Origin of the sequence: Asanoa siamensis (assembly GCF_016862555.1) — a bacterium.
GTDB lineage: Bacteria > Actinomycetota > Actinomycetes > Mycobacteriales > Micromonosporaceae > Asanoa > Asanoa siamensis.
The window spans coordinates 113,614-128,125 of the sequence record NZ_BONE01000008.1; the positions used below are offsets into that span (position 1 = coordinate 113,614).

The 14,512-nt window shown below is 72.2% G+C and carries 10 protein-coding genes; 2 read left to right on the top strand and 8 right to left on the bottom strand.

What is annotated here, in order from left to right; genetic code table 11:
• Positions 1-22 precede the first annotated feature (22 nt).
• Positions 23-1,567, top strand: a complete 1,545-nt coding sequence (locus Asi02nite_RS07575) for a pentapeptide repeat-containing protein (RefSeq protein ID WP_203711443.1) — start codon at positions 23-25, stop codon at positions 1,565-1,567.
• Between the two features lie 244 nt (positions 1,568-1,811).
• Here the strand turns inward: Asi02nite_RS07575 and Asi02nite_RS07580 are convergent, their stop codons facing one another.
• Positions 1,812-2,318 (bottom strand): hypothetical protein, encoded by a 507-nt coding sequence (locus tag Asi02nite_RS07580; RefSeq protein WP_203711444.1) that lies wholly within the window; start codon positions 2,316-2,318, stop codon positions 1,812-1,814.
• A gap of 103 nt (positions 2,319-2,421) precedes the next feature.
• Positions 2,422-3,678, bottom strand: a complete 1,257-nt coding sequence (locus Asi02nite_RS07585) for a CapA family protein (protein WP_239126552.1) — start codon at positions 3,676-3,678, stop codon at positions 2,422-2,424.
• A gap of 264 nt (positions 3,679-3,942) precedes the next feature.
• Between Asi02nite_RS07585 and Asi02nite_RS07590 the strand changes: the two genes are divergently transcribed.
• On the top strand, positions 3,943-4,914 hold the full coding sequence (locus tag Asi02nite_RS07590; RefSeq protein ID WP_203711445.1) for a hypothetical protein: 972 nt from the start codon (positions 3,943-3,945) through the stop codon (positions 4,912-4,914).
• 58 nt (positions 4,915-4,972) lie between these two features.
• Here Asi02nite_RS07590 and Asi02nite_RS07595 read toward each other — a convergent pair whose 3' ends face one another.
• From Asi02nite_RS07595 to Asi02nite_RS07620, 6 genes are all read right to left on the bottom strand, one after another.
• On the bottom strand, positions 4,973-8,218 hold the full coding sequence (locus tag Asi02nite_RS07595) for a hypothetical protein (protein ID WP_203711446.1): 3,246 nt from the start codon (positions 8,216-8,218) through the stop codon (positions 4,973-4,975).
• A gap of 117 nt (positions 8,219-8,335) precedes the next feature.
• Positions 8,336-8,671 (bottom strand): STAS domain-containing protein, encoded by a 336-nt coding sequence (locus Asi02nite_RS07600; protein ID WP_239126553.1) that lies wholly within the window; start codon positions 8,669-8,671, stop codon positions 8,336-8,338.
• Positions 8,672-9,549: 878 nt separating this feature from the next.
• On the bottom strand, positions 9,550-11,133 hold the full coding sequence (ppgK, locus tag Asi02nite_RS07605) for a polyphosphate--glucose phosphotransferase (RefSeq protein ID WP_203711447.1): 1,584 nt from the start codon (positions 11,131-11,133) through the stop codon (positions 9,550-9,552).
• 47 nt (positions 11,134-11,180) lie between these two features.
• On the bottom strand, positions 11,181-13,190 hold the full coding sequence (locus Asi02nite_RS07610; protein WP_203711448.1) for a hypothetical protein: 2,010 nt from the start codon (positions 13,188-13,190) through the stop codon (positions 11,181-11,183).
• Between the two features lie 28 nt (positions 13,191-13,218).
• Complete coding sequence (locus tag Asi02nite_RS07615; RefSeq protein WP_203711449.1) at positions 13,219-13,902, bottom strand: CPBP family intramembrane glutamic endopeptidase; 684 nt, start codon at positions 13,900-13,902, stop codon at positions 13,219-13,221.
• A 68-nt stretch (positions 13,903-13,970) separates the two neighbouring features.
• A complete protein-coding gene (locus Asi02nite_RS07620) occupies positions 13,971-14,468 on the bottom strand; it encodes a hypothetical protein (protein WP_203711450.1) in 498 nt (165 codons plus the stop codon).
• Positions 14,469-14,512 lie beyond the last annotated feature (44 nt).

A 14,512-nucleotide genomic window follows, 5' to 3' on the forward strand; every position in this document is an offset into this window, starting at 1 on the left:
GATCGGTGGCAAGCTGACCGCCGTGGCAGATCCCAAGCGCACCGACACCCTCCGCGTGATGCCCTGGTGGCTCGTGCTCCTCGGCGTGCTGCTGGCCGTCGCCCTGGGCTGGCTGGTCCTCGACTGGCTGCTCGGCGAGGCTGATCGCGCGACCGGTGTCGACACCCGCGCCACACTGCGCGTCGACGCCATCCGCACCGGCCTCACGGTCGTCGCGGGCACAGGCGGTGGCCTGGCGTTGCTGTTGGCTGCCCGCCGGCAGTGGTTGAGCGAGCGGGCTCAACGCCATCAGGAGTTCGTCGCGACCCGCGACCATTCCCACCGCGAACGCGTCCAGGCCCACACCGAGCAGGTCGCGGCCACCACGCACAAGAGCCAGGAGCAGCAGGCCCAGATCGCGGCGTACGACGCGACCGAGCGCCGTGTCACCGACCTCTTCACCAAGGCCGTCGACCTGCTGGGCAGTGACAAGGCGGCGGTACGACTAGGTGGCCTCTACGCGCTGGAGCGCCTGGCCCAGGACAACTCCGGCCAGCGGCAGACCGTGGTGGCCGTGGTCTGCGCCTACCTACGCATGAGCGACGAGACCAGCGAACCCATTAGCGACGAGACCGGCGCGGAGGCGCCCGGGTCCGGCGACACGAGCCACCGAGCACCCGCGGGGAGCGCCCACGGCGCTCGGCGCCCGGCGACGTCGCCGGACGACACCGGGTCGCAACAGGCCGGCGCCACGCCACGAGCGCCGGCCCAGGACGCGAGCTACGGTGCGCCGAAGGGGAACCACGAGGACGAGGTACGCCGCAGCGCTCAACGGCTGCTCACCCGACACCTGCGGGCGGACGTCGAGGACAGCTACTGGCCGCAGGTCCGGCTCGACCTGGCCGACACACGCTTGGTCGACTTCGACGCGAGCGGCTGCACGCTGGTCGACGCCGACTTCACCGGCGCCCGGTTCATCGGCCACACCCGCTTCACCGGGGCGATCGCCGAGGGCCGCCTCGCACTTGCCCGCGCCACCTTCGATCAGGCGACGTTCGACGACCTCACCGCCTCGGGAGAGGTCGTCCTGGACGCCGCCAGCTTCCAGGGAGAAGCCACCTTCGACCGCGCCACGTTCGGCGGCGAGCTCACGGGCCGCCGAGCCCGCTTCGCGTCGGCATCGTTCGTGGACGCGGTGTTCAGCGCGACTGTGACCTTCGACCACGCTCGCTTCGACGGCTCGACGTCGTTCTCCGGCGCCACGTTCCGCAGTGGGCTCTCCATCGAGCGCGGCACCTTCGCCTCTTACGCGGGCTTTCGGAAGGCGACGTTCGAAGACATGGCGTTCTTCCGGTGGACGACGTTCGAGGGCGACGCCTACTTCGAGAACTCCGTGTTCGAGGGCGCCGTCAACATCGGCAGGGCCGAGTTCCACGGCCGCGCGAGCTTCTCGGGCGCGACGCTCCGCCGCCGCCCGAACTTCGACCACGTCCGGGCCTCCGCGACCCAGACCCACAGGTGGCCCACCGGCACCACGACAGAGAAGGAGGACGACGACTGGATCGTGCTGATCGACCACCGGCCCTGACCGGCCCCACTCGCCGGCCGACTCAGGCCCGCGGACCGGGACCGCCAGTCCATCCCGCCCCCAGGACGGGGACCGCCCCGCCCCAAGGACGGGGACCGCCAGTCCATCCGACCCCGCGGACGGAGACCGGCAGGACCATCCGGCGCCAGGCTACGCAAGCAAGCGGGCCGCCCGCCGGCGGTGCGGGCCGAATGCCTGGAACCGCGTGCGGACGAACACCTCAACCGCGTGCAAGACGAATGCCTCAACCGCCCAGTCGGGACCGCGGCCCGAACCGTCGAGCCAGAACGAACCCCGCCCCGGCCAACGCGACCACGATCCCGACCGAGGCCACCAACGCCTGGGCCACCGAGCCGCCGGCGGGTTCGACTGTCGGAGGCCCCGCGGGCAGACCCACCACCAGGGTCGCGTCCCCGGCCAGGCCGTCGTCGCATTCGGCGCGGAGCCCGTAGGACCCCGGCGCCGCGGCCGCCGGGATCACATAGGCGACGCGGAAGGCGCCGGGCCCGCCGGCCGGGTACGGCTCGAGCGGAAGCTCCGGCGGCCCGCCGAACGGCATCACGTTCACGCTCGCCGAGGTCGCCTGGGCGCCGCACCACACGTCGATCATGGTGGTCCGGCCGGGCAGGCCCTTGGGGGCGTACACGGTCGCGTCGGCCACCGCCGGCGCCGCCCCGGCGAAGACGAACAACCCCACCAGGGCCGCGCCGCCGATGGACCGCGATACCACCACGCGCAGGCCTCGCCGCATGACGCCATCCACTCCCGCCGCTCGACGCTAGCCACAGGACACCAGAAAACCGCGAGCCACAGCCAGATTCCGCGATTCAGGCCCGCCGCCCCGCACGCTCCACTTAAGATGATCCGTCGATTCGCAGGCCCGCCTCCCGGGCGCCCCGCAGATCGAGATAGCCACTGATCCGCTCATGGACACGCGCCCAGTCGGCCCCTGCCCGCTGCGCCGCGGGAAGATCGACCACCCGCGCCGCCGGCTCGTACCGCATGAAGGTCGGCACCGCCGTGGCCGACGTCGCCACCCACCGACCCGACCCGGTCCGCTCGAACGTGAACGAAGCGATCACCGCGTCCTGCGTGTTCTCCGGCGACCCGTCGGGAAACCGCGTCGTCAGGTTCCCCAGCCCGTACGCCACCCACTTGTCGCCGATCTTCTCGAACGGCTGCACCACATGCGCGTGATGCCCCACGATCAGGTCGATGTCCGGCGACGCGAGCAGCTCCCGGGCCGTCTCGAGCTGAGCCTCGTCGGGCTCGTTCTGGTACTCGGTGCCCCAGTGCAAAGACGCCACCACGATCTCCGCGCCGGCCGCCCGCGCCTGACGCGCCGCGCCCAGCACGGAAGACGTCGACAGCAGGTTCGCCGACCACTCCTGACCAGGCGCACGCAGCAGCCCGTTGAAGCTGAACGTGTACGACAGATGGGCCACCTTGACCCCGCGTACCGTCAGAATTGTCGGTTTCATCCCCTCCGCCGCGGACCGCGCCGTGCCCGCGTGCCGGATTCCGACGCGGTCAAGGTTGGCGAGCGTCCGCGCGATGCCCTCCGTGCCGGTGTCCAGCGAATGGTTCGAAGCCGTCGAACACGTGTCGAACCCGGCCCAGGCCGCCGCATCAGCGAGCGACGGCGGCACGCTGAAGATCGGGTACCCGGTGAACGGCCCGCCCTCCTCCGCCAGCGGCGTCTCCATATGACAGATGCCCAGGTCAGCCGTCCGGATCCGGGGCGCGACACCGGCCAGCACCCGAGTGAAGTCGTACGCACCCGGCCGACCCGCGTCCGCCGCCGCCTGCGCGGTCAACTCCGGATGGACCAGCAGGTCCCCCGCCGCCGCGATCGTGATCGAGTCGGCCGCGGAGCCGTCCCGCGCCCCGCCCAGCCCCACCGGCAGCAAGCCCGCCAGCGCCGACACGGGCACGAACCAAGCCAGGGAAACCACGAGCACCGCCGGCACGATGCTCGCGACCAGGGCACGCAAGAAAACCGGCATTACCTGCTTAGCAGGCTTGTCGTCCATATCAGACAATATTGGGGCAATACGCATGCGGTCCGGAGATGAACGGCAAAAGACGATCAAGCCGCAGGTGTACGGCAAGCCGATCCTCGACTCGGCCCGTTGGCTACCGCTACTCCCCCATTCGACCGAGGCGGCGGCTTGGGCCCCGATTGCGGGCGAACGCTTCCGAACTGCCAGGCTTGTCCGCGTGTGCATGGATTAAACGGACAAGCCGGTCTGGCGCCTTGCCCTCCCAGGGTCTCCCGGGGTCGTCCCGCTTGACTAGCAGACGACCGCAAGACTGTGGCGCAGACCACAAAAGTGGCAGGTCAAACCCCTGCGACCCCTGACTAACCTGCTCGGGTGCCGCCCAAGGAAATCGGAAAACATCGACATGACGGAATTCGCCCGACTAGCCGTTCGGTTGAGGTCACTTCAGACGGACAGCCGGCCGGCCGCCACAGACGAGAGATCCAGCCGCAGGAGCTGAGCAAGCTCCGTACCTGGCTTCAACCGATATTCGCCACCCCCGCAGCGCGCATCGGTCTCGTCGCCGGTCTCGCCTGCTGCCTCGGTCTGGCGGCCGTGGTCGAGACCCGCGACGCCAACGCCCCGGCCCGGTCCATCACCTCGGTGGCCGCCGCCGAGCAGGCCGCCGCACAGGCAGCCGCCGAGCGCTCCCTGGCCGAGACGCAGCAACGCGCCTCCCGGGCGAACGACCGCACCGCCCTCATCCCCGAAAGTTCCCCCACCCCCACGCCGACGGCCAGCACCCCCGCCCCGCCGGCACCGACCAAGACCACCCCCACCCGTAAGCCGACCCCCCGCAACACGGCCACGAAGAAACCGACCCCCACCAAGGCCGCCACGACGAGCAAGCCGAAGCCGACGTCGACGGTCGTCGCGCCGGTCGCCGGCCTGACCCAGGCGCAGATGAACAACGCCGCCACCATCGTGCGTACGGGCGTCAAGATGGGCATCCCGGAGCGCGGCCTGATCGTCGCGATCGCGACCTCGATGCAGGAGAGCCGCCTCCTCAACCTGGCCAACACCGGCCTGCCGGAGTCGCTCAACTACCCCAACGAGGGCACCGGGTACGACCACGACTCGGTCGGCCTGTTCCAGCAGCGCACCAGCACCGGCTGGGGCACCGTGCAGGAACTGATGACGCCGTCGGTCTCGGCGTCGAAGTTCTTCGCCGCGCTCCAGCAGGTGCTGGGATGGCAGAACATGTCGATCGCCGGCGCCGCCCAGGCGGTGCAGGTGTCCGCGTTCCCCGACGCGTACGCCCAGCACGAGGGTGTCGCCACCACGGTGGTCGAAGCGCTCACCTGAGCGCACGACGACGAGGACCCGGGTGGCTCGCCGGCCGCCCGGGTCCTCCCGTCTTCACTCAGCGAATGACGGCGGTACGCCGCCCGCGTAGCCGCGGCCATTTCCCCTTGCGGCCCTTGCCGTCGTCGTCCTTGCCCTCGTCGGCCGCCGCGTCGGCGTCCTCTTGATCATCGGGTACGGCCGACCGGGGCGCCTTGGGCGCCTCGGAGCCGCCGCCCGCCGGCGCTCGGTCGTCGCGCGCCCCGTCGACGGCCGGCGCACCGGCCCGCAGGGGCGGCAACTCCGGCGCCTGGGTACGCAGCCCGTTGTCACCGACGTCGGCCTTCGCCGACAGCCCCGCCTGCTGCTCCGCCGCCGACTCACCAACGGCGCCGCCGCTTGGCGTACTTCCGCTTCGGCTGTCCTGCTCTTCCGCCCGTCGCTCCGGTGCCCGAGGGGCGCTGGTATGGCCAGATGGGCTGTTGTCCGCGTTCTCGACCGCCTTGCCTTTGTCGGACCCACCGGCGGCGGGCTTCCCGCCGCCACCGGAGCCGCCGGCAGCCCGCCCGGCCTGCCGGGTGCCACCCTCGGCCGACCGCCCACCACCGTGCGCGGGCCGCCCGGCCCGGTCACGCCCGTCCCCGTTCGCGGGCCGCCCAGGAGTCGCCGGCGCACCGGGCCGGATCCCCCCGCCGTCAGCGGGCGCGGGCGCCCGCCCGGTGATCGGCACCCCGGTCGGCGCACCCGCTTGCGCGTCACGGTTCCCCGCCGGCGCATCACCCGAGGGTTTGCCGTTGCCAGCCGCCGCGGAGGTGCCTGTCCTGGGTGCCTGGCCGGCCGCGGGCCGGCCGACGTATCCGTTGGATCCCGCCTGCCCGCTCGTCGTGGCCGAGGCGGCACCGGCCGCCGGCGTCTTGCCGGTGGTCGGGCTGGCATCCGGCCGGGTCGCACTCTCGCTGGCACCCGCGGCTGCCCGCTTGGCGGGCGCCTGGTCCGGCCCGGCCGCAGCGCCGCGGCTGGTCCCGGCGCCACCGCCACGCTTGGCGGGCGCCTGGCCAGAGCCAGCAGTCGCGCCGTTGCCACCGGCACCGCGACCTGCAGCCGCCTGACCAGCGCCACCGGCAGCGCCGTTGCCGTTAGCACCCCGGCCAGCAGCCGCCTGAGGGGAACCGCCGGCAGCGCCGTTGCCATTAACACCCGGGCCAGCAGCCGCCCGATCAGCAGCGCCGCCCGCGCCATCGCCGTTCGCACCCGGACCAGGAGCCGCTGGAGGAGGAGCGCCGGCAGCGCTGTCGCCGTTAACACCCCGACCAGCAGCCACCTGACCAGCTGCGCCGGCAGCGCCATCGCCGCTGACACCCCGACCAGCGGCCGCCTGACCAGCAGCGCCGTTGCCGTTGGCAGCGCGGCCAGCCGAAGCCGGGCCAGCTCCACCGCCTGCAGCGGCCGCCTGACCTGCGTTGGCGCGGACCCCGGAGCTGTTGCTGGCTGCGTCGTGACCGGACCCGGCCTCAGCCCCCGCGGCAGCGCCGTCGGTGGCCGCCCGACCCGATCCGGCGGGCCCGGCACCACTGCCATTGGGCACCTGGCCCGACCCGGTCGACGCCGGGGCAGGGCCGCTGCGACCAGCGGCCGCCTGGTTCGAAGAAGCGGCCGGAGCCTTGGCGCTGCCGCCAGCGCTACCCGCGGCATCGCGGCTGGCAGGTGCCTGAGGCGCACCGGCCGCCGTCCCCGCGGAGGCGTTGCCGCCACCAGCGCCACCCTGACCGGCAACCGCCTGGCCTGAGCCGGCCGGCACGGCGCCGCCCCCGTTCGCGCCAGTTGCGGCGCTACGACCGGAAGCTACCTGGCTCGAACCAGCCGACGCCGCACTTCCGCCATGTGCGCCGGCGCCGGCATCGCGGCTGGCCGCGGCTTGCCCCGAACCGGCCGGCGCCCCAGCAGCACTACTCCTCGCGCCACCAGTCGCGGCCGGCCCCGAACCAGCTGGCGCGCTCGCACCACCGTTCGCGCCAGCAGCCGCGTCCCGACCGGCACCGGGCTGACCCGTTCCAGCCGGCGCCCCGGTTGCGCCGTGACCGCCAGCAGCCGCGTCCCGACCGGCACCGGCCTGACCCGTTCCAGCCGGCGCCCCGGTGCCGTCATGACCGCCAGCAGCCGCGTCCCGACCGGCACCGGCCTGACCTGCGCCAGCCAGCGCCCCGGCGGCGCCGTGAGCGCCAGCAGACGGTTCGCGGTTGACAGCGGGCGAGGTCGTACTCCCCGGCACGCCTGCACGGCCCGTCGCCTTCGGTGGCGCGCCGTCGGCCGCCGATCCGCCAGCGCCGGACTCAGGTCCGGACCCCTTGGGCTCCGCAGCGCGGCGGCTGTTGCGCCCCTTGGGGGCGGCCGCCTCCGACTTGGCGTTCTTCGTCGTGCCGCCCTTGCCACGCCCCTTGCCCAGCAGCCCGCCCTTCCCGAACAAACCAGCCTTGCCGCTCTTCGACTCAGCCGAAGCCTCGGGGGCCGAGCCGGCCACGGGCGCGGCGTCGAGCACGGGTCCCATCTCACCGTTGACCGGCGTAGGCGACGGCCGCCCAGCCGCGGCGTCGTGCCGGCCCGCGGCGGCGTTGCCCTTGCCACCGGCCGCTCCGGCTTCGTGGTGGCGGGCACCGTCGTTGCCTTGCGGCCGACCGCCGGCTACAGGGCCGGCCGGTAGAACGGCAGGCCCGCCAACCGACGCGGCCGCGCCGGCAGCGGAAACAGCGGGTTTAGGAGCGGCACCGGCAACAGCAGGGCTCGAAGCGGCGCCGGCGGCGACCGGAGCGGACCCGGTAGCGCGGCTGCCGACGGCCTGGGCGCCGGCGAGGCTACGGCCGGCGCTGGGGGGCGCGGCGTAGGTACCCGGGGAGTCCGGCGCGCGCGAGAACGAGACCGTGGAGAGGACCTGGTCCGCCTTGTGCTCGCGCGAGCGGCGAGCGGCGAGCGCGAGCTCGAAGTCACGGCGGGCCTTGACCGCGTCGTTGTAGGCCTCCGCCCGGATCCGCTGCGCGTCCTCACGGGCCTTGGCCAGCACCTCGCGGGCCTCCGCGGTGATCTCGGCGGCCTCCTCCTCGGCGAGGGCGATCATCTGCTGTACGCGGAGGGTGTTGCGGTAGACCGCCGGCCGGGCCCGCAGCATCTCGTGCAACCGTTCGGCCTCGGCGCGCACCATGCCCAGCTCGACCCGCATCTTGGCGGCGCTCTCAGCCTGCGCGGAGGCCGCGGCGAGCTGCTCACCCAGGTCCAGCAGGCAACTCTCGACCTCTTCGCGGTCGTAGCCGGATTCGACGATGGAGAAGTCCATTAGCACGCCCCCAGGTAGCCAGTCGTTTCCCCTCCCGGCCATCCTCCCGAGGCATTACCCCGTTTCGGAGCATTTTGCGGAATTAAATCCACATTGGCCCAACGGGGGTCGCGCGCGCTAGGAGTCGTCGCTCAGTAAGGTATCCAGACCGCTGATCTTGAGGACCCGGGCTACGACCCCGCGCGCGCCGACCAGCCGAAGGTAGCCGCCGGCGGCGGAGCTCAAATGGTGGCCACGGATGAAGGCTGACATTCCGGTCGAGTCACAGAAGGTCACCTCATGAAGATCAACCACGATGGCGGTACGGCCGTCGCCGATAACCTCGTCGATGCGCTCGCTGAGATGCGGGGCGGTGCTCAGGTCGAGCTCACCCGCGAGCCGCAACACAACCACATCCGCCAGGTCCTCCCGGCGAACCGTCAATGTGACGGAGGCGTCGTCAATCGTTGCCACCCAGCAAGGATATAACCCACAGCGACCGTCCGCGCCTCGGGTACGCCCACCGTTATCAGCAGGTTACGCTCCCACGCCGCCCCACCTCGCCCGAACCACCCGACAGCCTTCGGCTCCCACGTTCACGACGACCACGACATCGACACGTCCGAAAGAGACGATCAAAACCCGGGTCATCCCGAGCTGCGCATAACCAGCCTCGCAAACGACCTCACCGGAAGGACAATGCGCGACGGGGCGCGGAGATCCGAGGCCCCGGAATGCGACGCGGGCAGGAGACGCACGCGGAAAGCGGCGCGCGGGCGGGAGACGCGCACGGGAGGCGGCGCGTCGATTCAGCCTGGGGAACCCGACGCGGGCGGGAGGCGGCGCAGGCGAGAGACGGTGCGTGAACGATGGCACCCGAGAGGCCGCACGCCGGGGCGCCCCAGGCGGGAGTCGGCGTGCGGGAGGCCGCGCGCGGCAGACGGTGTGGGCGTGAGACGGCGCGCGGGAGGCCGCGCGGAAGGCGGCCCGGCCGTGAGACGGCGCGCGGGAAGGCGGCGCGAGACGGCGCGCGGGGGCAGGAGACGGCGCCCGCCCAGCGGATGGAGACGGCGCGCGGGGGCAGGAGACGGCGCCCGCCCAGCGGATGGCAGCGGGTCGCATAGGGAGCAGGCACGGCCGAGAGCGCGGACAGGACGGATAGGCGGCGCGGACGCACGCAGTGCGGCGCGCGGGCCACAGCACGGAACGTGGCGCCTTGGAAGTCGGCCGTGCGAGCAGTGACAGCCTCGCATGACGGCCGCCTTCAGTGCTCCGGGAGGTGGGCCCTCCACTGTGGAGGGCGGCGGCAGCCGACGGCGCCGGGAGCCGTTAGGGTTCCCGGCGCCGGTGTGTTAACCGCGCTTTTGTGTCCTTGGGTTTTTGGGTGTTGTGCGGCGGATCTGGCTCGTGGCGCGGGGTGTCGATGTCGACTTGCGGGCCGCGCTTGTCGTCTTTCGCGTTCTGGTCGTCGACTTGCGGGCCGAGGTCGACTTGCGCGCTGCCGTTGCCTTGCGGGTCGAGCCCGTGCGGACCGAGCCTGCTTTGCGGGCCGTGCCTGCGCGGCGGGCGGGGCCCGTCGATGCCTTGCGCGGCGCGGTCGACTTGCGGGCCGTCGTCGACTTGCGCGTCGCGGGCGCCTTGCGGGCGGTCGAGGACTTGCGCGGTGTGGCGGCCTTGCGGGCGGTCGACTTGCGGCCCGTCGTGGACTTGCGCGTTGCTGTCGACTTGCGGGGCGTCGTCGACTTTGACGCCGCCGTTGACTTGCGGGGCGAGGTCGACTTCGACGCCGTCGCCGACTTACGCGGGGACGTCGACTTCGACGCCGTCGCCGACTTACGCGGAGATGTCGACTTAGAGGCCGTCGTTGATTTACGCGGAGACGTCGACTTAGAGGCCGTCGTTGATTTACGCGGAGACGTCGACTTCGACGCCGTCGCCGACTTACGCGCGGACGTCGACTTCGACGCCGTCGCCGACTTACGCGCGGACGTCGACTTCGACGCCGTCGTCGACGTGCGGGGCGAGGTCGACTTGCGGGTGCTTGCGGACTTGCTCGCCGTTGACTTGCGGGGGGTTGTCGACTTCGCCGACTTGCGAGCCGTGGGGCTGGAGGTCCCAGCCTTCTTCGCCGTCGTCTTGCGGGAGGTACCCGTCGTCTTGCGGGCGCCTGTCGACGTTGCCGGCATCGGGCGGCCCTCGGTTGCCTGCGGTGTCGCCAGCGCCGCGCCGATGATGCCGGCGTTGTTCAGGAGCATCGCGGGGACGACCTCTGTCTCGATGTCGATCCGGTCCAGGAAGTTGTCGGACTTCCGGCTCACTCCGCCGCCCACGATGAACAGGTCCGGGCTTAGCAGCTGCTCCAGGTGTTGCAGGTACTTCCGCACGCGTTTCGACCAGGCGCCCCAACCCAGGTCCTCGTCCTGCCGCACCCGGGCGGCCGCGCGCTTCTCCGCGTCGACGCCGTGCATCTTGATGTGGCCGAACTCCGTGTTCGGGACCAGCATGCCGTCGATGAAGACCGCGCTGCCGATGCCCGTACCGAAGGTCAGCATGACGACCTTGCCCTTGCGGCCCTTGCCCGCGCCGAACTCCATCTCGGCCATGCCGGCCGCGTCGGCGTCGTTGACGAGGGCCACCGGGCAGTGCAGCTCCTGCGAGAAGAGCTGCGCGCCGTTGGTGTTCATCCAACTCTTGTCGACGTTGGCCGCCGTGCGGACCACGCCGTTGGAGATCACGCCCGGGAAGGTGATGCCCACCCGCTCCGGGCGGCCACGGAAGTGGCCCACCACCTCGGCGACCGCCGAAACGACGCTCTTGGGGTTGGAAGGCTCCGGCGTGTCCACCCGGAAGCGCTCGCCGACCAGCTCACCCCGCCTGATGTCGACCAAGGCGCCCTTGATGCCCGAGCCGCCGATGTCGATGCCGATAACCGCCATGTTTTTCACGTTAACGCCCGATACGTGAGCCGCGCAGCGTTTCGGTGTCAGGACAGCGGCGGAGGGGTTACCTTGCGGTTCGGATCCACGTTGGATGACGGCCGGTAACGGGTCGCGCCCGCGTTCTTCTCGCGGCTGCCGACCCACGTGGCCGCCGGCGGCTGCCCGCCGACGCTGCGCGGCGACCGCCCCGGCTCGTCGAGGTCGCGGTCGCCGTCGCCGTCGCGGGTCGAGGGCTCCGACGGAACGGCACCAGCCTGGGGTACGGCCCCGTGGTCGCCCGGACGCGAGTCGTCGAGCACCTCCCCGACGAGTTCACCCGCGTCGGAGCCCGTGTCCGCCGGCACGGCCGCGTCGCCCGCCGACCAGGTCGACATGCCGGCCACCAACCCACCGGCGAACGCGCCGCACCCGGCCGCCGTCGCCCCGCCGATCATGCCTCCCTGCGAGTGGCACCCACCGCCGAAGGAAGGCTCGCAATCCCGCTCGGGCGGCGGACGCTTGGTCAGCCCGGCAACGGCAGCGCCAGCGCCAGCAGACGCGGAAGCGGCCGAAGCCGGCAGGCTCGCGAAGTACGGACCCGGCCCACCGACCGGCGACGCACCCGGCAGCACCGAAGGCGGCGCCGCCGGCCCGCCGAGCGCGGGCGGCGCGGCCGGCAACGGCCGCTCAGCCGGAGCCGCCACGTTGGCCGGCGCCCCGTCGAGCGGCGAAGGCGCGGCACTCGGCATCACGGTCTCCCGATCGGCGGAAGCGACGACCGGAAGAGCCCCGGGATACGCGCCCGGCCCGATGTCCGCGGCACCCGACGGCACCGCACCCGCCGACCCGGCGGACAGCGACGCCGCAGCAGGTGCGGCCGCGCCGCCACCCCAGGAAAGACGGCCGGCCCGCGACCCCGAAGCCCGCCCGGCCGCCACCGTCGCCGCCCCGAGGCCCGCCGCCACACCCGCACTGGCGGCGACCCGCGTCGGCGACGGCCGCCCGGCCTCCGCAGCCTCCGCGGACCCGTCATCCGCCGCAGCCTCGTCCCGCACCGCGCTCCGGATCGCATACTCGAGCGCGGCCAGCAACAGCAGATCGATCAACAGCGCCGGAATCGCGGCGAACTGGTAGACAGCGAACTCGAACACCCGCGTCAGCAGAAGGTCGATCAGCACGGCCCGCTGCAGCCACCGATAGCCCGTCACCCGGCGCTTCTGCCGCAGCCGCACCAACCCCCACACCACGCACGCCGCCGACACCAGCGAACTCGCCCCACCGACCGCGGTCGGCACCGGCTCGGTGAAGCGGAGCGTGACGTCCGCCCCCGCCTCGAACGCGAGCAGCGCCGACAGAATCAGCAACGCGAACCCCAGCGTCACCACGGTCTGCACCACCAGGATCACGATCGTCGTGACCATGGCCCACCGGGTCCGCAGCGACTTCGCGATCCGCCGCGCCACCCGGGTCCCGATCTGGCTGACGTCGTACTTCTCCGCCCGCCCGCGCGGAATCTCGTGCACCAGCGCCGCGGCGGCCTCCGTCCCCGGCAGGCCGCCGGCCGCGTGCAGCCGGCGCAGCGCCATCTGCCGCGAATAGTCCGTCATCCCGTTGGTCACCCCTGCCGCGGCGGTGGTGAGCGCGGCCGCGTACAGCTCCCGCGGTGACATGGGCCGGCGCCCGTGCAGGGCGTGGATCCCGAGCACCAGCAGCACGATCACCACGTACATGATCGCGATGCTCGGGGTGAAGAAGTAGTCGTTGTCGCTGGTCAGGAACTTGCCGACCTCGTCGATGAACAGTCCGAAGCCGACCCCGGCCAGGAACGACCCGATGGGTCTGATCACCCGCCCGTTGAACGACAGCAGCCCCATCACGCCGACGGCCATCAGCAGGCCGCCCCACAGGACGTGCGCGACGTGCAGGCCGCCGCCACCCAGGCGGGGGTAGCCGGTGATGAACAGGGCGAACCGGATGGACAGCACCGTCGCGACTGCGACGACGATGAACTCCATCAGCAGGGGCACGGCATTGGCGGCTCGTGGGAGCCCCCAGCGCACCAGGCGATCGCCCACACTTCTTCGTACCAAATGTGAAGGCTATTCAGCCCGAGATCGCCCAGATCGCCGCGCCCAGCAGGTAGCCGAGGCCGTTGGTCGCCCAGTGCAGGACGAACGGCGCGAGCAGGCTCCGGGAGCGCCACCGCAGGGCCGCGAAGAGCACGCCGGCCAGCGCGGTGGCGAGCACGGCCGCGAGAGTGATCAGGAAGGTCGAGCCCGAGAGCGCGCCGACCACCCGGTTGTTGCCGCCCAGCCCGAGCGACGGCAGCACGTGCCAGAACCCGAACAGCAGGGACGACACGAGCGTCGCCCAGACCGGCCCGCGCAGCCGGCACACCATCCCCCACAGCACGCCGCGGAAGCCGACCTCCTCGAGCAGCACGGTGCCGACCGGCACGCTCAGGAACGCGGCGTACAGCGCACCGCCGAGCGAGAGGTGCGCCCGCTGGTCGAGAAACGCGTCGCGCCCGGCCGGGAACGCCAGCGCGAGCAGGTAGAGGACCAGGACGACGGCGAACGAGACGGCACCCCAGCGGAGTCCGCGGCGCCACGTCGGGCGAGCCAGACCGAGATCATCCGGACGGAGCCCGGCGCCGGCGGCCAGCAGGAGGAGCACAAGGACCTCGACCAGGGAGATCCACGGGTACGCGCCCGGTAGCGCGACGTTGTTGAGCCAGTTCGCGGCGCAGAGCACCGCGACCACCGCCACCAACCACCGAACCCGCACGCAGACCAGTGTCGGGGGGTTGGCACAGGTCGTGTGCGGGTTCGGCGGTCCCTGAGGTCAGGCGGCGACTACTTCCAGTCGTGGCCTCCGCGGCCCTGCCAGCCGCCCCAACCGGCGCCACCCGGGCCGCCGGGGAAAACGCCCTTCTCGGCGGCCGCGATGATCGCGTCGGCCTGGGCCTGGGTCAGCTTGCCGTCCTTGACCGCTTTGGCGAGCCTATCCTTCAGCTGGTCGGCCCGCTCCGCCTTGGCGTCGCTGGCAAGATCTTTCTGCACCTTGGTCAGCGCGTCGGCGACCTTCTTCTGGTCGATGCCGAGTTCCTTGGCCAGGGCCGCGGCCAGCTTCTCCTGCCGGTCGGCGCGGGCCTGCTTGGCCTTCTCCTGCCAGTCCTTGTCGTGCCCCGCCTTGCCGTGCTCCGACGTGGCCGGAGCCGGCGCCGACGCGGTCGAGGACGGCGCGGGTGACGGACCGTCATTGCCCGCCGCGAAGGCCGGCACGCTGATCCCGATGGCCAGAACGCCGGCCGCACCGGCTCCGACCAGCGCAAGCTTCCTGGGTACTCGCATGAGTTCTCGCTCCTGGTGTTGAGGGGACCCGGAGCACTCTGCGT

Coding starts and splice junctions, on each gene's coding strand:
- ppgK (WP_203711447.1), bottom strand. CDS start 11,133: ATGGCGGTTATCGGCATCGACATCGGCGGCTCGGGCATCAAGGGCGCC.
- Asi02nite_RS07595 (WP_203711446.1), bottom strand. CDS start 8,218: ATGGACTTCTCCATCGTCGAATCCGGCTACGACCGCGAAGAGGTCGAG.
- Asi02nite_RS07580 (WP_203711444.1), bottom strand. CDS start 2,318: ATGCGGCGAGGCCTGCGCGTGGTGGTATCGCGGTCCATCGGCGGCGCG.
- Asi02nite_RS07620 (WP_203711450.1), bottom strand. CDS start 14,468: ATGCGAGTACCCAGGAAGCTTGCGCTGGTCGGAGCCGGTGCGGCCGGC.